The organism is Streptomyces sp. NPDC037271, from assembly GCF_055603605.1.
Window position 1 is genome coordinate 67,059 of sequence record NZ_JBVJVN010000010.1, and the last position, 15,403, is coordinate 82,461.

The 15,403-nt window shown below is 72.7% G+C and carries 18 protein-coding genes; 11 read left to right on the plus strand and 7 right to left on the minus strand.

What is annotated here, in order from left to right; genetic code table 11:
- Positions 1–111: 111 nt before the first annotated feature.
- The gene (locus ACZ7G3_RS18925; protein ID WP_470926903.1) at positions 112–729 is read right to left on the minus strand and encodes a sigma-70 family RNA polymerase sigma factor; all 618 of its coding nucleotides are present in this window, start codon (positions 727–729) and stop codon (positions 112–114) included.
- Between the two features lie 193 nt (positions 730–922).
- A complete protein-coding gene (locus tag ACZ7G3_RS18930) occupies positions 923–1,657 on the minus strand; it encodes a hypothetical protein (protein ID WP_470926905.1) in 735 nt (244 codons plus the stop codon).
- 354 nt (positions 1,658–2,011) lie between these two features.
- Between ACZ7G3_RS18930 and ACZ7G3_RS18935 the strand changes: the two genes are divergently transcribed.
- The 3 genes from ACZ7G3_RS18935 to ACZ7G3_RS18945 all read left to right on the plus strand — a co-directional run bounded on the left by ACZ7G3_RS18935 (position 2,012) and on the right by ACZ7G3_RS18945 (position 3,840).
- The gene (locus tag ACZ7G3_RS18935) at positions 2,012–2,227 is read left to right on the plus strand and encodes a hypothetical protein (protein WP_426597623.1); all 216 of its coding nucleotides are present in this window, start codon (positions 2,012–2,014) and stop codon (positions 2,225–2,227) included.
- Between the two features lie 141 nt (positions 2,228–2,368).
- On the plus strand, positions 2,369–2,974 hold the full coding sequence (locus ACZ7G3_RS18940) for a flavodoxin family protein (RefSeq protein ID WP_426597624.1): 606 nt from the start codon (positions 2,369–2,371) through the stop codon (positions 2,972–2,974).
- Positions 2,975–3,276: 302 nt separating this feature from the next.
- Positions 3,277–3,840: a Dps family protein gene (locus tag ACZ7G3_RS18945; protein WP_426522634.1), complete on the plus strand. Its 564-nt coding sequence runs from the start codon at positions 3,277–3,279 to the stop codon at positions 3,838–3,840.
- Positions 3,841–4,158: 318 nt separating this feature from the next.
- On the opposite strand, the gene ACZ7G3_RS18950 is transcribed toward ACZ7G3_RS18945, so the two are convergent.
- On the minus strand, positions 4,159–4,515 hold the full coding sequence (locus ACZ7G3_RS18950) for a PRC-barrel domain-containing protein (protein ID WP_426597626.1): 357 nt from the start codon (positions 4,513–4,515) through the stop codon (positions 4,159–4,161).
- A gap of 173 nt (positions 4,516–4,688) precedes the next feature.
- On the opposite strand from ACZ7G3_RS18950, the gene ACZ7G3_RS18955 reads away from it, so the two are divergent.
- The 3 genes from ACZ7G3_RS18955 to ACZ7G3_RS18965 all read left to right on the plus strand — a co-directional run bounded on the left by ACZ7G3_RS18955 (position 4,689) and on the right by ACZ7G3_RS18965 (position 6,948).
- Positions 4,689–5,042: an STAS domain-containing protein gene (locus ACZ7G3_RS18955; protein ID WP_426597627.1), complete on the plus strand. Its 354-nt coding sequence runs from the start codon at positions 4,689–4,691 to the stop codon at positions 5,040–5,042.
- Positions 5,039–5,968, plus strand: coding sequence for an anti-sigma factor RsbA family regulatory protein (locus ACZ7G3_RS18960; protein WP_470926908.1), 930 nt, complete (start codon positions 5,039–5,041; stop codon positions 5,966–5,968). Before ACZ7G3_RS18955 ends, ACZ7G3_RS18960 begins: the two co-directional genes overlap by 4 nt.
- A 134-nt stretch (positions 5,969–6,102) precedes the next feature.
- Positions 6,103–6,948 (plus strand): RNA polymerase sigma factor SigF, encoded by an 846-nt coding sequence (locus tag ACZ7G3_RS18965; protein ID WP_470926910.1) that lies wholly within the window; start codon positions 6,103–6,105, stop codon positions 6,946–6,948.
- Positions 6,949–6,957: 9 nt separating this feature from the next.
- Here ACZ7G3_RS18965 and ku read toward each other — a convergent pair whose 3' ends face one another.
- A complete protein-coding gene (gene ku / locus ACZ7G3_RS18970) occupies positions 6,958–8,058 on the minus strand; it encodes a non-homologous end joining protein Ku (RefSeq protein ID WP_470926912.1) in 1,101 nt (366 codons plus the stop codon).
- A gap of 236 nt (positions 8,059–8,294) precedes the next feature.
- Here ku and ACZ7G3_RS18975 point away from each other — a divergent pair, with 236 nt between their 5' ends.
- A complete protein-coding gene (locus ACZ7G3_RS18975; protein ID WP_470926914.1) occupies positions 8,295–9,422 on the plus strand; it encodes a lipid II:glycine glycyltransferase FemX in 1,128 nt (375 codons plus the stop codon).
- Positions 9,423–9,462: 40 nt separating this feature from the next.
- Here ACZ7G3_RS18975 and ACZ7G3_RS18980 read toward each other — a convergent pair whose 3' ends face one another.
- Positions 9,463–10,203, minus strand: a complete 741-nt coding sequence (locus ACZ7G3_RS18980) for a class I SAM-dependent DNA methyltransferase (RefSeq protein WP_470926916.1) — start codon at positions 10,201–10,203, stop codon at positions 9,463–9,465.
- Between the two features lie 117 nt (positions 10,204–10,320).
- On the opposite strand from ACZ7G3_RS18980, the gene ACZ7G3_RS18985 reads away from it, so the two are divergent.
- Positions 10,321–11,019 (plus strand): type 1 glutamine amidotransferase, encoded by a 699-nt coding sequence (locus ACZ7G3_RS18985; RefSeq protein WP_470926918.1) that lies wholly within the window; start codon positions 10,321–10,323, stop codon positions 11,017–11,019.
- A gap of 3 nt (positions 11,020–11,022) precedes the next feature.
- On the opposite strand, the gene ACZ7G3_RS18990 is transcribed toward ACZ7G3_RS18985, so the two are convergent.
- Both ACZ7G3_RS18990 and ACZ7G3_RS18995 read right to left on the minus strand, forming a co-directional pair.
- Positions 11,023–12,198 (minus strand): GDSL-type esterase/lipase family protein, encoded by a 1,176-nt coding sequence (locus ACZ7G3_RS18990; RefSeq protein WP_470926920.1) that lies wholly within the window; start codon positions 12,196–12,198, stop codon positions 11,023–11,025.
- A gap of 104 nt (positions 12,199–12,302) precedes the next feature.
- Positions 12,303–12,872, minus strand: coding sequence for a TetR/AcrR family transcriptional regulator (locus tag ACZ7G3_RS18995; RefSeq protein WP_426597635.1), 570 nt, complete (start codon positions 12,870–12,872; stop codon positions 12,303–12,305).
- Between the two features lie 247 nt (positions 12,873–13,119).
- On the opposite strand from ACZ7G3_RS18995, the gene ACZ7G3_RS19000 reads away from it, so the two are divergent.
- The 3 genes from ACZ7G3_RS19000 to ACZ7G3_RS19010 all read left to right on the plus strand — a co-directional run bounded on the left by ACZ7G3_RS19000 (position 13,120) and on the right by ACZ7G3_RS19010 (position 15,396).
- Positions 13,120–13,695, plus strand: a complete 576-nt coding sequence (locus tag ACZ7G3_RS19000; RefSeq protein ID WP_470926922.1) for a GNAT family N-acetyltransferase — start codon at positions 13,120–13,122, stop codon at positions 13,693–13,695.
- Positions 13,696–13,806: 111 nt separating this feature from the next.
- On the plus strand, positions 13,807–14,379 hold the full coding sequence (locus ACZ7G3_RS19005; RefSeq protein ID WP_470926924.1) for a DUF488 domain-containing protein: 573 nt from the start codon (positions 13,807–13,809) through the stop codon (positions 14,377–14,379).
- A 51-nt stretch (positions 14,380–14,430) separates the two neighbouring features.
- Positions 14,431–15,396 carry a hypothetical protein gene (locus tag ACZ7G3_RS19010; protein WP_470926926.1) on the plus strand — a complete coding sequence of 322 codons (966 nt, stop codon included), beginning with the start codon at positions 14,431–14,433 and terminating at the stop codon, positions 15,394–15,396.
- The last annotated feature ends 7 nt before the right edge of the window (positions 15,397–15,403 follow it).

Consider the following 15,403-nt stretch of genomic DNA (forward strand, 5'->3'; position numbering starts at 1 on the left):
GGAGGGGTAGGGGTCTTCGGACCCGACAGAGTCTCCGCGCGTGTCTCTCGGCGGCACCGGTCGCCCTGGTTCTCTAGGGCGCCCCGGCCCTGCCGCCGTACGGGAAGGCCGTCACGCGGCGGGGGCCACCGGCACGGGGCGCTCGGCGTCGTTCAGCCATTCGATCAGGGAGGTGCGGGCTCGGGCGACGCGTGAACGCACCGTCCCGGTCGGGCACTCGCTGACGTCGGCCGCCTCCGCGTAGGGCAGTCCGAGCACCTGGGTGAGGACGAAGGCCCGGCGGCGGTCGGCGGGGAGCATGGCCAGCAGTTCGGCGAGGGCGATGCCGTCGTCGAAGCCGGGCAGATCCCGCGGCTGGGTGCGCTCGGCGGCCGACTCCCAGTCGTCCGTGGCCGCCAGGCGTGGCCGGGAGGCGTCGTGGCGGATGCTGTCGACCACCGCGCGGCGGGCGATGGAGAGCAGCCAGGTGCGGGCCGAGGAACGTCCTTCGAAACGGTGCAGGCTGCCGAGGGCCCGCAGGAAGGTGTCCTGGGTCAGGTCGTCGGCGCTCTGCGGATCGGCGCCGAGGAAGGTCACGTAGCGGCGTACGTCCCGGTGCAGGGCCCGTACGAAGTGGTCGACGGCGTCGGGGTCGCCGGTGCGCGCGGCGAGCGCCCAGGCCGTGATCGACGCCTCCTTCGGGTCCGTACCCGGTTGTCTGCGTGAGGGGGGCGGGGCAGGAGTGATCACCTGTGTCTGTCCTTCTCGGGATCAGGGATCCGGTCTCCGTGCCGGGGCGGCCCGTGCGGGACGGGCCGACGGCACGGCGGGACCGGCGACGGGGTGGCGGCCGGGCGCGGGAGCGCACGACCGGTGCCCGAGGCGCGACGGCGGCGCTCGACGGCTCGCGGGTTCGTCGACGGCCTCGGGGAGCCTGCTGTCCTCAGACGACAGCGCCCCCGGCCGGCGGGCCCCGAGAAGTGATCGCATGGGCGAGGAGGAGGCGGCGCGGTGCCCGGTCCGAGGCGGCCCGGCGGGCCCGGACGCGCGGCCGGTACGACGGCTCCGGCGGCCTGAGCAGCAGGCGCAGCGGCGCGACGAGCCGGGCGGCGAGGGACCGTACCAGGCGGAACGCGGCACGTTCGCCGTGGGCGAGCCAGAGCCCGCACAGCGATGCGGCCACCAGGTGGGCGGCGAGCATGCCGGTCGAGGACATGCCGCCGAGGGCATGTCCCGCGGGATCGACGGCGTCCATCGCGTTGATAGCGGGCATGGAGTGCGCGGCGTGGGCGCCGTGGTCCACGGTGCCCACGGACTTCGGCACGGCCTCCTGCTGCGCGCCCGGGGCGGACGGCATCCGGCACAGCAGGATGTCCAGCCACCGGTGCACGAGGGGCTCGTCGCCCGGGGAACCCGGCCGTCGCGTCGCCTGGGCGAACGAGAACGACGCGTGCAGTACGGTCTGGGCGGCCACCGCGACACAGACGACGGCGAGCGGTCCGCGTTCCCGGCCGGCGAGCCACCAGGCGGTGCCGCCCGTCACCAACGTGCCTGCGGCAACCGCCCACCAGGGCACCGCGGTGCCGGACATCAGGAGGTGCCCGAGGGCGGCGAGCAGCACACACACGGCCGCGAACACCGCGGCCCGTACGGTGCGAGAACACCACCCTGCAGTCATGGCGGCCTCATCCTTGCATCCGGGCTTCCGTGATCACCTGTGGGTACGGACTTCGGTGCGGCCTCCCACTCAACCCGACGGACGTGATCCGCGCCATACTTCGCACGCGAACGGTCGGAACGGATGCCCGCCCGGTTCCCGGCCGTCCCCGCCGGACCGGAGCGGCGGAAGCGGACGCGGGAGCACCGGCGCACGGGCGCCGCCCGCCGTGCCTCCGCGCCCGGCGGGGGCCGCGCGTCCATGGCCGCCGCACCGGGTATCTCCCCGGCAGTCCCCCACGGCCGCCGGTGCGGACACCGGCGCGGTGACCGACCCGTCCCATGACTGACCCGCCCCCATGGAAGGTGCCCCGGTATGACCGATCCTCATGGCCTGGAGCCCATCGCGGCGTTCTGCGGGAACTGCGACTGCGGCTGCCCCCGGCTGTTCGTCGACCCCGACGCCCCCGCGGAGCAACGGATCGTCCTGACCGACGACTTCGGCCAGCGCGTGCAGATGAGCGCCGACCAGTTCTCGTCGCTGGTCGACGACGCCAAGCAGGGCAGACTGGACGGCATCGCCCTGCCCTGAGCAGAGAACGCCGCACAGAGACCACCGCGCAGGGACCGCCGAGCCGCCGTCCACCCGCTCCCTCGATCGCCGTACGTCCAGGCGGGTGAACGGCCTCGCGGTGCGACGGTCGAAGGCCACCGCCCGGGGAAGGGGGTAGGCATGCGCGCACTCGTCATCAACTGCACCCTCAAGCCCTCCCCGCAGCCGTCGAACACCGAGGCCCTCGCCGCCACGGTCATCGCGGCACTGATAGGCCACGGGGCGGAGGTGGACGTCGTGCGGGCCGTCGATCTGAACCTGAAGCCCGGGGTCGAGACCGACATGGGCGACGGCGACGACTGGCCGGGCGTGCACGCGAGGCTGCTGGCGTCGCAGATCCTGATCATCGCGTCGCCGACCTGGCTCGGCCGCCCGTCCTCGGTCGCCCAGCGGGTCCTGGAACGCATGGACGCCATGCTCGCCGAAACCGACGACGAGGGGCGCCCCGTCGCCTACAACCGCGTCGCCGGAGTCCTGGTCACCGGCAACGAGGACGGCGCCCACCACGTCATCAGTGAGATCAGCGGCGCACTCGCGGACATCGGCTACACCGTTCCGGGCCAGGCCTGGACCTACTGGCACCTCGGCCCGGGGCCCGGTCCCGACTTCCTCGACGACGACCGCGGCCACGACTGGTCGACCTCCACGGGCCGGGCCATGGCGTCCAACCTCGTCCACGCGGCGCGTGCGCTCAGCGCGATGCCACTGCCGGCCCCGCCGTCCTGACCTCGTCGGCGCGCAGCGTACGTACCTGCGGGAGGGGCAGCGCCGCCGCGGTGGCCGGCACGGTCAGCGCCGGGCCGGCGACGAGCGGGGCGTGTCGGGGGTGCCCGGGGCATCCGTCACGGACAGGCACCCTGGAAGCGGTCCGGAACCCGGCGCCGGAGTGACATCCCGACGGTTGGCCCACCCACTCGGGGAGACCCGTCCTCCTCAGGCACAGCGCCCGTGCATGTCTGCCCCCGCCGAAGCGGGGCAGTCGTGCACGTGCAACGACGTACGAGACACATGAGGAGCTGGTGTCCGCCATGACGCACGACCTGACCCCGAAGTACACGGTCCCCGGCATCGAGCGCGAGGCCGCCGGACGGCTGATCGGCGTGCTGCGACTGCGCCTGCACGCCCTCAACGACCTGCATCTGACCCTCAAGCACGTGCACTGGAACGTCGTGGGACCGCACTTCATCGCCGTGCACGAGATGATCGACCCCCAGGTCGACCAGGTGCGCGACATGGCCGACGACGTCGCGGAGCGCATCGCCGCGCTCGGCGGGGTGGCGCAGGGCACGCCCGGTGCCCTGGTGGCCGAGCGGCCCTGGGACGACTACTCCATCGGACGGGCCGACGCCATCGCCCATCTCGGCGCGCTCGACGTCGTGTACACGGGTGTGATCGAGGGCGTGCGCGCGGCCGTGAAGGAGGCCGGCGAGATCGACCCCGCCACGGAGGACCTCCTGATCGGCCAGCTCAGGGACCTCGAGCAGTTCCAGTGGTTCGTGCGCGCCCATCTGGAGAGCTCCGGAGGCACGCTGGCGACGGGCAGCGCGACCTCCGAGACCGAGGCGGCGGAACGCGGCGCGGAGCTTTCCTAGCGGCGCGGAGCTCTCCTGGACGAGCCTGCCCGGTGGTGGAGCAGGACGGCCGGCCGCCGACCCTGTGCCGGTGACGGAGCGGTCGGCGGTCGGCCCCCTGTGTCCGTCCGGCGTGCGCACTCGGCGTGCGGGGCGTCCCCGGCGTCCGATGAGCACTCCGGCGAGGACCGGGTCGGCGACCAGGACCACGACGCCGACGCCGCACAGGCAGAACAGCCCTTCGACGCCCGGCCCGCTCACACCCAGGACGAATACCACCGGTAACAGCAGGAGGAACACTCACGTGCTCTCTCCCCCCGGGAGGGCCCGTCGGACGGTTCAGCGCCGGCCGAGCCGGCGTTCGCCGCGGCTGCCCTGCTCGTAGGGCAGGTGGTAATGGGCGAAGACGGCTTGCTCGTCCTCCGCCGCGAGTTCACCGTCCGGGTCGATCCCGGGCGCGTCCTTGACCAGGCTCTTGTCGTAGGTCACCTTCAGGTAGCCAGGTCCGACGGTGGCCTTGTCCACCGGGACGAACACCAGACGCCGGCGGGTCGGCAGCCCGACCAGGACCGCGGCGAACGCGGGCCGGTCGGTGGCGGTGTCGACGTAGACGGACTCCAGAGTCCCGATCTTGCGGCCGTCGCTGTCGACGACGTCATGGTCACGCCAGTCACGAATGTTGTCGGCTTCAAACATGTCCGGTCTTCCCTTCCCGAGGACGCGCTCACTGTCTAGTTCCCCACTTCGCACCTCCCTCGCATGTTTTGTCCCCGCAACGCCGTACCGCACCCGATCGCGATAGGCTGCCTGGCCGGACGAGGCGCCGCGGGTGCGGACGGACACCCGACGGATTCCGAAGGAGATCGAGTGTGGATGCCACAGGCCCCACGGACGGCCCGCCCCGGGTGCGGAGCGGAGCCGTGCTGGAGGTGGGCCCGCTGCCGGGCCGTCCCGGTATCCGCGCCAGTGGAGAGATCAGCGTGACCACCCGCCTGTCCTGGGAGAAGGCCCTCACCGAGCTGTCCAGACGGCACGCGGACGTGTCCTACGTGGAGCTGTCCGGCGTGCGGTTCGTCGACGTGGCCGGGGTCACGGCACTCGCCGTCACCGCCATGAACCTGCCCGGTGGACGGGTCGTGGTGGAACAGCCCCCGCCGCAACTCCCCCGCGTCCTGGAGATGTTCTGGCCGTCGCTGCACCGGATCGAGGTGGCGCCGCGATGAGCACGGTGCACACCGACGCGAACTTCGCGCATCCCGCGCTGTTCTACCGCTCCGAGGGCGAGTACACCGACCGGACGGTGACGTTCGTCCGGGAGGGGCTCGCCGCGGGCGAACCGGTGGCGGTGGCCGTACCCGCCCCCAACCTGGAGCTGATCAGGGCGGGCCTGGGGACGGAGGCGCGGGACGTCTCCTTCCTGGACATGACGGAGGCCGGGCGGAACCCGGGGCGGATCATCCCCGGCGTGCTCAGGGCGTTCGCCGACGCGCACGCGCACGAACGGGTGCGCATCATCGGCGAGCCGGTCTGGGCCGGTCGCAGTACCGCGGAGTACCCGGCGTGCGCCCAGCACGAGGCGTTGATCAACGTGGCCTTCGCGGGCCGTTCCGCGACGATCCTGTGCCCGTACGACGAGACCCGGCTGGACGCGGACGTCCTGGCCGACGCCTTCGTCACCCATCCGACGGTCATCGCCGGGGGCCGTCAGCGGGCCAGCGAGGCCTACGACTGGCGTGCGGTCCTCGCCCGCTACAACGAGCCGCTGGGGCCGGCGCCGCACGCCGACGTCTTCGCCTTCGGTGCCGGGGAGTTGCCGGACGCGCGCCGCTTCGTCGTGGACCGGGCGACGTCGCTCGGGCTGGCCGACCGGAGGCTGCAGGACGCGGAACTGGCGGTGGCCGAGCTGACCACCAACAGCGTGGTCCACGGCGGGGGTCACGGGACGCTGGCGGTCTGGGCCGAGGCGGGGCAGGTGGTGTGCGAGGTCCGCGACAGAGGCCGGCTCACGGATCCGCTGGCCGGCCGGCGGCCCCCCGAGCACGGTCAGATCGGCGGCCGTGGCCTGCTCCTCGTCCACTACGTCGCGGATCTGGTGCGCGTGCACACGACGGACGACGGCACCACCGTCCGCTTCTACCTCGGCCTCTGAAAAGGCGTCGGAACGCCCCCGGCCCACCACGCCGACCGCAGAAGCATGCATGGGGCCCTTGACCCGGGGTAGGCGGTCTGTCGTCGGACGACAGACCGACAGTGACGGGGGCCGATCGACTGGGAGGGCACATCATGGCGACGACGACCGCACAGACCACCGAGCTCACCACCACGGGCATGCCGGAGGTAGCGGATCCGTCCAAGGTGGCGCCCAAGGACGCGCGGGAGTTGTCGAAGCTGTTCTTCGAGCAGCTGACGATGCTCGAAGAGGGCACGCCGGAGCACCAGTACGCACGCAACACGCTGATCGAGATGAACATGTCCCTGGTCCGCTTCGCGGCCGGCCGGTTCCGCAGCCGCGGACCGGAGGAGATGGAGGACATCGTCCAGGTCGGCATGATCGGCCTCATCAAGGCCATCGACCGGTTCGAACTGACCCGCGAGGTCGAGTTCACCTCCTTCGCCGTGCCGTACATCGTCGGCGAGATCAAGCGGTTCTTCCGTGACACCTCGTGGGCCGTGCACGTCCCCCGGCGGCTCCAGGAGGCCCGTGTCCAGCTGGCCCGCGCCACCGAGGAGCTGCGCAGCCGACTGGGCCGCAACCCCACCACCGCGGAACTGTCCGAACTGATGAGCCTCCCGGAGGACGAGGTCGTCGAGGCCCGGCTGGCGGCCAACGGCTACAACTCCGCCTCGCTGGACGCGGCCATCAACGGCAGCGAGGACGGCGAGTCGGCGCTGGCCGACTTCATCGGCGCGGACGACTCCGCGCTGGCGCTCGTGGACGACTTCCACGCCCTGGCCCCGATGATCGCCGAGCTGGACGAACGCGACCGGCAGATCATCCACTGGCGGTTCGTCGAGGAGCTCACCCAGAAGGACATCGGTGAACGCCTCGGCGTCTCGCAGATGCATGTGTCCCGGCTGATCTCGCGCCTGCTGGCCCGCCTGCGGGAGGGCATGCTCGCCACCCACTGAGCGGAGGGTTCACGCGGCCGTCGGCTTCTTCCCGCGGCCGGTTCCGGCACCGACGAGGGCGTCGATGAGCTGTTCGCGGCTCATCCTCGACCGTCCGGCGATGTCCTGGTCGGTGGCCCGCTGATAGAGCTCCGTCTTGCTCAGCTCCCGCAGCTCGCCCCGCTTCGGGGGCGCCTCGCGGGAGGGCGCGGTGGCCTCCTTCCTCGGCTCGGTGCCCTTCTTCCGCGGCCCGGCGCCTTGCTTCCGCGGCCCGGTGCCCTTCTTCCGCCGTGCCGAGGGCTGTTTGCCGCCGGTGCTCTCCGCCTTCGCGGGCGACTGCCCGCCGGCGGCCCCCCTCGCCTGCTCCAGGCTGCCCCGCAGGACCTCCATCAGGTCGACGACGTTGGTGGCCCGGGGCGCTTCCTCGGCGACGGCGACCTCCTTTCCCTCGGCCTTGGCCCGGACCAGGTCGCGGACCTTCTCCTGGTAGGTGTCGTGGTAGCGGGCGGGGTCCCAGGGACCGCTGAGGGCGTCGACGAGTCGCATCGCCATGTCCAGTTCCCTGCCCCGGTCCGCCCGGCCCGAGGGCAGCTCGGGAAGCTCCTCGACCGGGTCGCGGACCTCGTCGGCCCAGTGCAGCGTCTGGAGCACCAGGACCTCGTCCTCGGCGCGGAGCGCGGTCAGGTACTGCCGGTTGCGCATGACGAAGGTGGCGACACCGACCTTGCCGGCTTCGGCGAGGGCGGTGCGGAGCAGCTCGTAGACCTTGAGGTACTCCTTGCCGCGCGGGGCGACGTAGTACGTCCGGTCGAAGTAGACCGGCGCGATGCGGTCCAGGTCGACGAAGTCGGTGATCTCGAGGGTGCGGGACCGGCCCGGCGCGATCTCTTCCAGTTCCTCCGGCTCGACGACGACGTACTCGCCCTCGCCCACCTCGTAGCCCTTCACGATGTCGCCGGAGTCGACCTCCTCGCCGGTGCGCTCGTTGACCCGCCGGTTGCGGATCCGGTCCGAGGTGCCGCGCTGCAACTGGTGGAAGTGGACCGTGTGGTCCTGCGTCGCCGAGAACAGGCCCACGGGCACCGAGACCAGCCCGAACGTGACGACACCTGTCCAGATCGCCCGCGCCATGACCGTCCGCTCCGTCCGCTCCGTCCGTCCCGCCGGTACCGCCGGTGCCGCCCACCCCGTCCACGCTGACATCCCGCCCCCGGACGCGCGCGCCGGACGGCGCACACGGGTGGGCGGCACGGCGACAGCGCGCGCATCGGCCGCCGCCGGTATTCCCTGTGAGGTGCGGGACGGCGACCGCACCCCGCGCATCGGCCGTCTCTCCCCGAACGACGTCGAACAAAGGGGCACTGTCCATGGACTGTCACGTGAAGACGATCACGCGCGAGGAACATCTCCGCTTCGTCTCGGCCCGGCCCTCCGTGAGTCACCTGCAGACCCCCGCGTGGGGCGACGTGAAGCCGGACTGGCGGGCACAGAGCCTGGGCTGGTTCGACGAGCGCGGCGACCTGGTGGGAACCGGACTGGTGCTGCTGCGGCCATTGCCGAGGCTGAAGCCGAAACGGTATCTGGCCTATCTGCCCGAGGGCCCGGTCATCGACTGGGGCGCGGCGGATCTGGAGCGGTGGCTGGAGCCGATGCTCGCGTACCTGAAGCGGCGGGGCGCCTTCTCGGTGAGGATGGGGCCGCCGGTGGTGGCCCGGCGCTGGAGTGCCGAAGCGGTCAAGGCGGCGATCGCCGACCCGGGCGCGCGACGGCTGGGGGACGTGGAGGCCACCGTGTGCGAGCCCGGGGCCGACGCCGTCGCCGAGCGGCTGCGCCGGACGGGCTGGCGGCGGACCGAGCCGGGGGGCGAGGACGGCTTCGCCGCGGGCCAGCCGCGCTACGTGTGCCAGGTACCGCTCGCCGGACGGTCGCCGGCTCAGCTGCAGAACGGGTTCAACCAGCAGTGGCGCCGCAACATCAAGAAGGCCGAGAAGGCCGGCGTCAAGGTCGTCCGGGGCGACCACGAGGACCTGCCGGCGTTCTACGAGCTCTACGTCGAGACCGCCGAACGGGACCGGTTCGTCCCGCGCCCCCTCGCCTACTTCCGGCGCATGTGGACCGCGCTGACGGCCGAGGACCCCGACCGCATGCGCCTCTACCTCGCCCATCACGACGGTGAGGTGCTCGCCGCGGCCACGATGCTGACCGTCGGGGAACACGTCTGGTACTCCTACGGCGCGTCCACCGGCCGCCGGCGCGAGGTGCAGCCGAACAACGCGCTCCAGTGGCGGATGATGTGCGACGCCCACGAGCTCGGCGCGGCCGTCTACGACTTCCGCGGTATCACCGACACCCTGGACGAGGACAACCACCTGCTCGGACTGCTCCGGTTCAAGGTGGGCGCCGGCGGCGAGGCCGTCGAGTACCTCGGTGAGTGGGACTACCCGCTCAACAAGGTGCTGCACAAGGCCCTGGGCCTGTACATGGCGCGGCGCTGAACCGTCCGGCGCTGAACCGTCCGGCGCCGGACCGCCCCGGTCAGTCGGCGGGCTTCTCCCAGACCGATACGTGGCCGCGGCTCTCGTGGGTGAACGGCTTCCGGGTCCATCCCTCCCACCGGTCGCGCAGCCGCAGGCCGGCGAGCCGGGCCATCAGGTCGAGTTCGGAGGGCCACACGTACCGGAAGGGGTAGTACTCGTACTCGGCGCGTCCGTCCACGAGGGTGACGTAGTTCGAACTCATCGCCTGGGTGGCGGTGTCGTAGGTGTCGAACGCCCACCCGCCGGGACCGGTACGGAACGGCACGGCGGTCTGTCCCGGGGGCAGCAGGCGCAGTTCCGGGACGCCGACCTCGATGACGAAGCAGCCGCCGGGTTCCAGGTGGGCGGCGGCGTTGCGGAAGCAGTCGACCTGGGCGTCCTGCGTCGTCAGGTTGTTGATGGTGTTGAAGACGAGGTAGGCCACCGTGAACGTGCCCGGCACCCGGGTCGTCGCGAAGTCGCCGATGGTCACCCCGACGGCGTCGCCGCCCGGTTTGGCACTCAGCCGGGAGGTCATGGCCCGGGACATGTCGATGCCGTGCACCGGGACCCCTCGCTCCGACAGCGGCAGCGCGATCCGGCCGGTGCCGATGCCGAACTCGAGGGCGCGTCCCCCGCCGGCCAGATCGGCCAGCAGGTCGACCGCGGGGACCACCGCGTCGGACGTGAACATGTCCGCCGCCGACTCGTCGTACCGAGCGGCGACGCTTTCTCCGAAGTAGCCGTCCTCATCAGGCATGCGGGGACCGTACCTCTCGTCAGGTCGCCGGCGCCTGTGATTTTCCGCCGCGTACGGGGCCTCGTAGAGCAGGATGTGGTCCGAAGACGACGGACGACGACGGACAAGGGGTGGGCGATGTCGCGGCTGCTGGTGGTGCAGAACGGTCCGCGCGGGGGACCCGGCCGGTTCGGTGACTGGCTGGTCTCCGAGGGCCTGTCACTGGACGTGGTGCACGCGTACGCCGGTGCGCCGCTCCCCCGTCGTCCGGAGCACGAGGGCGTCATGGTGCTGGGCGGCGGCTACCCCCCCGATGACGACCACCGCGCGCCCTGGCTCGCACCCACCCGCACACTGGTCGCCGAGGCGGTGGAGCGGGACGCTCCCGTGTTCGGTGTCTGCCTCGGCGGGCAGCTCCTCGCGCAGGTCGCGGGCGGCACGGTGCGGGGCGACCACGGCGAGCCGGAGTTCGGCAGTACGCCGCTCACCCTGCGGCCGGAGGCCGGGCGTGACCCGCTCTTCCGCGGGCTGCCGGAGCGGGTGACGGCGGTCGAGCACCACGTGGACGCGGTCACCGCCCTGCCGCCGGGCGCCGCCTGGCTGATGGAGAGCGAGAGCTGCCCGTACCAGGCGTTCCGGGTCGGCGACCGGGCCTGGGGCGTGCAGTTCCACCCCGAGGCGGGCGCGGAGCGGGTCCGGTCGTGGAATCCGGAGCGGTTGCGGGCCAAGGGGCTGGACCCGGCGGAACTCTCCCGCCGGGCGGAACGCGACGAGCCCGCGGCGGAAGCCGTCTGGCGCGAGGTCGCCCGGCGCTTCGCCGCGGTCGTCGGGGCGTGAGGGTCAGCCGGAGAAGGCGCCGCCGCCGGTGAAGACCAGGCCGGCGAAGCGTTCGCCGATGCGGCGGTGGGTGGCCGCGTCCGGGTGGAGGCCGTCGGGCAGGGGCAGTTCGGCGGCGTCGGTCTCGCCGTAGAGGTCACGGCCGTCGAGGTGGTGCAGGTTCGGGTCGTCGGCGGCCCGCTGGGCCACGATCCGGGCCAGCTCGTCCCGGATGACGTTCAGGGTCAGTTTCCCGCTCGCGCGTTCCGCCGGGTCGCCCGTGGCCACGAAGCGCAGCCGTCCCTCGCCGAGGCCGGCGAAGTCGGGGGCGAGGGGGCCGGGGGTGTCCTCGTGGATGGGGCACAGGACGGGCGAGACGACCAGCAGCGGGGCGGTGGGATGGCCTTCGCGGACGGTGTCGAGGAAGCCGTGCACGGCGGGGCCGAAGGCACGCAGACGCATGACGTCGTGATTGACCACGTTGATACCGATCTTGACGCTGATCAGGTCGGCGGGGATGTCGCGCATGGCCCGCGCGGTGAACGGGTCGAGCAGGGCGCTCCCGGCCAGGCCCAGGTTGACGAGTTCGACGCCGCCGAGGGAGGCGGCGAGTGCCGGCCACGTGGTGGTGGGGCTCGCGGCGTCCGAGCCGTGGCTGATCGAGCTGCCGTGGTGCAGCCAGACCCTGCGGCCCGGGTCCGGGGCGGGCTCGACAGGGGCGTCGGTACGCAGGGCGACGAGCTCGGTGGTCTCGTTGTGCGGCAGCCATATCTCGATGTCCTTGCTGCCCTCGGGCAGCCCGGCGAAGCGCAGGGTGCCTACGGGGCCGCGCTCCACACCCGCCGTGCCGGTGGTCATGTCGATGGTCAGGACGTCGCCGCCCGCGACACTGCCCTGACCCGCCGGGCGCCCGTCGACGAGCAGGTCGTACAGGCCGTCCGGGCGGGGCGGGGCACCGGCGTAGACCCGCTTGGTGGGCACGGTGTCCAGCTCGAGGGCGGTGGCCCGGGTACGCAGGGCCAGGCGCACCCCGGAGGGCTGGGACTCGGCCATGGCCAGCTGTCCGTCGGTGTTCTGGGCGCGGGCCCGGGCGGGCAGCCGGTGCGGCAGCAGGCCGCGCTCGGTGCGCTCCAGGTCGAGGGCGCCGCGCAGGAGGTCCTGGGTGATCGGCGTGGTGATCCAGTCCTCGTCGGTGTGCATGCCGCCTCCGGCTGATGGGGTGATGGTGTCGGTGTCACGGCGCGGGGCCGGCCGGTCGGGGTTGCCGGTGCGGGGTCCACCGGCCGGCGCTGTCGGTGTGCGGTTCACGCCGCTGGCCAGTTGCGCAGCAGGGCGTCGAGGGCGTCCACGATCCGGGCCCACGTTTCCTCGGTGTCGGGTGCGCTGTGGCTGAAGCCGCCGCCCATCTCCAGGCTGACGTAGCCGTGGAAGACGCTGCCCAGCAGGCGTACCGCGTGGGTCTGGTCGGGTTCCGCCAGGTCGTAACCACGCAGGATGGCCCGGGTCATCTGTGCGTGGCGCACGCCCGCACTGGCCGCCGCCGTCTCCGGGTCGAGCCGCAGCTGGGCCGCGGCGTAGCGGCCGGGGTGTTCCCGGGCGTAGTCGCGGTAGACGTTCGCGAAGGCGGCGAGGGCGTCCTTCCCGGCCCGTCCGGCCAGTGCCGTGCTGCCCCGGTCGGCGAGTTCGGCGAGGGCGAGCAGGGCGATCCCCGTCTTGAGGTCATGGGAGTTCCTCACGTGCGAGTACAGACTCGCGACCTTGACGTCGAAGCGCCTGGCCAGCGCGGAGACCGTCACCTGCTCGAAGCCGACCTCGTCGGCCAGTTCCGCGCCCGCCCGTACCAGACGTTCCGTGGTCAGCCCCGCACGCACCATAATCGTCTCCTCGTTTGCCTGAACCGATTAAACATTTACCTAAGCCTTTTAGGCAACTTCGCACCGAAGGTGGGCAGGGCCGCGGGCTGCAGGGCAACCGGGTGGGCGCCTGTACAGCGGCGACCCTCGCCCGCTCGCCGTACGGCCGCGGCAAGCGGGAGGCCGCACGAGGTCCGCCACGGTCCGGGCTTCACCGACAAGGTGATCGCGTGAGGGACGTTCCGCGACGCGTGGTTAGGATCCCGAAATGATCGAAGGCAAGTTGACACGGTTGCGCGCACTGCGGTCCGAGGACGCGGCACACCATCTCCGGTGGCGCAACGATCCTCAGGTGGTGCGCTGGGCCGCTGCCGGTGACCCGTGTTTCGGCCCCGTGACGGCGGAGGCGATCTCAGCCGCCTTCGACACCATGCTGCGGCTCAGCCCCAGGGAGTCGGCCGTGTTCACCGTCGAGGACGCCGCCGACGGCGGGGTGATAGGCATGGCCGACTACCGCGACCTGGACCCGTACGCCGGGGCGGCCACCCTCGGCATCACCATCGGCGACAAGGCGTTCTGGGGGCGCGGCCACGGGTCGGAGGCCGTACGACTGCTCATGGACCACCTGTTCGGCGCGTACGGTCTCCACCGGCTGGAACTGGACACCTGGAGCGGCAATGAGCGCGCCATGCGCTCTTTCGCCAAGCTGGGCTTCCGTGAGGAGGGCCGGCTCCGCTCGGCCGTACTGATGGAGGGGCGGCGCTACGACCGGGTGCTGTTCGGCATCCTGCGCGAGGAGTGGTCGGCGCTCGGGCCGCACGCCCGACGGCCCACGTTCGGCTGACGGCCACCGGCTCGGTACCCGCCCGGGTGGGCACCGTTCCAGGTCGCGGAGCGGTCGGCGTGACCGTAGAACGGGAGGCATGGGCGCAAGCAGCAGGGGGACCCCGACCACATGTCCCCGCCTCACCTGGTCACGTTCGGGCACGGCACCGTGGGCCGCACGGCGCTGGCCGAACTGCTGCGCGGTGCCGGTGTCGCCGCCGTGGTCGATGTCAGGACGGCGCCCGGCAGCCGCCGCGATCCCGACCTGCTCCGGGAGCGGCTCGCCGGGTGGCTGCCCGAGGAGGGCCTCGCCTACCGGTGGGACCGGCGTCTGGGCGGTTTCCGCAAGCCGGCACCGGACTCGCCCGACGTCGTCTGGCGCAACACCTCGTTCAGGGGGTACGCCGGTCACACCCGCTCGCCGGAGTTCGTCACCGCCATGGACGAGTTGCTGGACCAGGTGGCGCGGGAACGCACCGCGGTGATGTGCGGCGAAGCGGTGTGGTGGCGGTGCCACCGCCGCCTCATCGCCGACTTCGCCGTCCTGGCCCGCGGCACCCCCGTGGACCACCTCATGCACGACGGCCGCCTGACGGCCCACTCCCCCACCCCGGGTGCGCGGCTGCGCACGGACGGCCTTCTCGTCTACGACGACGAGGCGGCGGCGGCCGAGCCGGCCGCCTCCGGGCCCGCTCGGTCGTAGCGGTCGTAGCGGTCGTGGAAGCCGTAGAGGCCGAGGCTGAGACGGAGGAGCATGCAGCGCAAGGGCGGGAACCGCCGGGAGGCCGGTGACCGGCACGTGGAGCCGGTCGATTCGGTCCTCGAACAGCTCTACGCGACGCCGCCGTCCGACTTCGTCTCCCGTCGGGAGGAACACGTAGCGGCCGCCAGAGCCGCCGGTCGCAAAGAGGACGCGCGTCGGATCCACGCCGCACACCGGCCCACGCTCGCGGCCTGGGCGGCGAATCTGCTCAGACGCTCCCGGCCGGAGGAGAGCGAGCGGTTCCTGGAGTTGGGCCATGCCCTGCGCGAGGCACACCGCACGCTCGACGCAGCCGGTCTCAAGGAGCTCTCCGCGCAGCGTCGGCGCATCGTCGCCGCCCTGTCCCGGCAGGCCGCCCGGCTCGCCCGCGAGGCCGGACACCAACTGTCGGAATCGGCGCAGCGGGAGGTCGAGTCGACGCTGCGCGCGGTCCTCGCGGACCCGGCCGCGGCCGACCAGTGGGCCGGCGGACGCCTGGAGGTCTCCCTCACGCCGCCGTCGGAGTTCCCCGCGGGCGGCGCCCGGGCGGAGGCCGCGCCGCGCGAACGGCCGGCCCGGCCGGATTCCCCGCGCGCCGCCGGCGGCACTCGGGCGAAGGACGAACTCGCCGAACGGCGTCGCAAACGGCAGGAGGAACTCGCGCGGGCCGAACAGGCGGCGGAGACCGCCGCGCGGCAACTGCGTGACAGACGCGCGGATCGGGCCGACGCCGACGCGTCACTGCGTCGGGCCGACGAGGAACACGACCGGGCCCGGGAGGTGGTGTCCGCCGCCGAGGGGCGACTGCGGCAGGCACAGGGGGATCTCGCCCGGGCCGAACGGGAGCGGCGGGAGGCCGAGGAGCGGGGGCGTGCGGCCGTGGACGCGCTGGCGCGGGCCGAGCGGGAGGCACACGAGACCGCACGCCAGGTGGACCGTTTGGCCGGCCGGGGCAGGCGGTCCGGCTCCTCCTGCTGAGTACCCG

Excerpts from the sequence above, each read along its gene's own strand:
- ACZ7G3_RS19000 (WP_470926922.1), top strand. The coding sequence starts at position 13,120 with ATGATCGAAGGCAAGTTGACACGGTTGCGCGCACTGCGGTCCGAGGAC.
- ACZ7G3_RS18960 (WP_470926908.1), top strand. The coding sequence starts at position 5,039 with ATGAGCACGGTGCACACCGACGCGAACTTCGCGCATCCCGCGCTGTTC.
- ACZ7G3_RS18980 (WP_470926916.1), bottom strand. The coding sequence starts at position 10,203 with ATGCCTGATGAGGACGGCTACTTCGGAGAAAGCGTCGCCGCTCGGTAC.
- ACZ7G3_RS18975 (WP_470926914.1), top strand. The coding sequence starts at position 8,295 with ATGGACTGTCACGTGAAGACGATCACGCGCGAGGAACATCTCCGCTTC.
- ku (WP_470926912.1), bottom strand. The coding sequence starts at position 8,058 with ATGGCGCGGGCGATCTGGACAGGTGTCGTCACGTTCGGGCTGGTCTCG.
- ACZ7G3_RS18945 (WP_426522634.1), top strand. The coding sequence starts at position 3,277 with ATGACGCACGACCTGACCCCGAAGTACACGGTCCCCGGCATCGAGCGC.
- ACZ7G3_RS18940 (WP_426597624.1), top strand. The coding sequence starts at position 2,369 with ATGCGCGCACTCGTCATCAACTGCACCCTCAAGCCCTCCCCGCAGCCG.
- ACZ7G3_RS18995 (WP_426597635.1), bottom strand. The coding sequence starts at position 12,872 with ATGGTGCGTGCGGGGCTGACCACGGAACGTCTGGTACGGGCGGGCGCG.
- ACZ7G3_RS18950 (WP_426597626.1), bottom strand. The coding sequence starts at position 4,515 with ATGTTTGAAGCCGACAACATTCGTGACTGGCGTGACCATGACGTCGTC.
- ACZ7G3_RS19005 (WP_470926924.1), top strand. The coding sequence starts at position 13,807 with ATGTCCCCGCCTCACCTGGTCACGTTCGGGCACGGCACCGTGGGCCGC.
- ACZ7G3_RS18990 (WP_470926920.1), bottom strand. The coding sequence starts at position 12,198 with ATGCACACCGACGAGGACTGGATCACCACGCCGATCACCCAGGACCTC.
- ACZ7G3_RS18930 (WP_470926905.1), bottom strand. The coding sequence starts at position 1,657 with ATGACTGCAGGGTGGTGTTCTCGCACCGTACGGGCCGCGGTGTTCGCG.
- ACZ7G3_RS18985 (WP_470926918.1), top strand. The coding sequence starts at position 10,321 with ATGTCGCGGCTGCTGGTGGTGCAGAACGGTCCGCGCGGGGGACCCGGC.
- ACZ7G3_RS19010 (WP_470926926.1), top strand. The coding sequence starts at position 14,431 with ATGCAGCGCAAGGGCGGGAACCGCCGGGAGGCCGGTGACCGGCACGTG.
- ACZ7G3_RS18935 (WP_426597623.1), top strand. The coding sequence starts at position 2,012 with ATGACCGATCCTCATGGCCTGGAGCCCATCGCGGCGTTCTGCGGGAAC.
- ACZ7G3_RS18965 (WP_470926910.1), top strand. The coding sequence starts at position 6,103 with ATGGCGACGACGACCGCACAGACCACCGAGCTCACCACCACGGGCATG.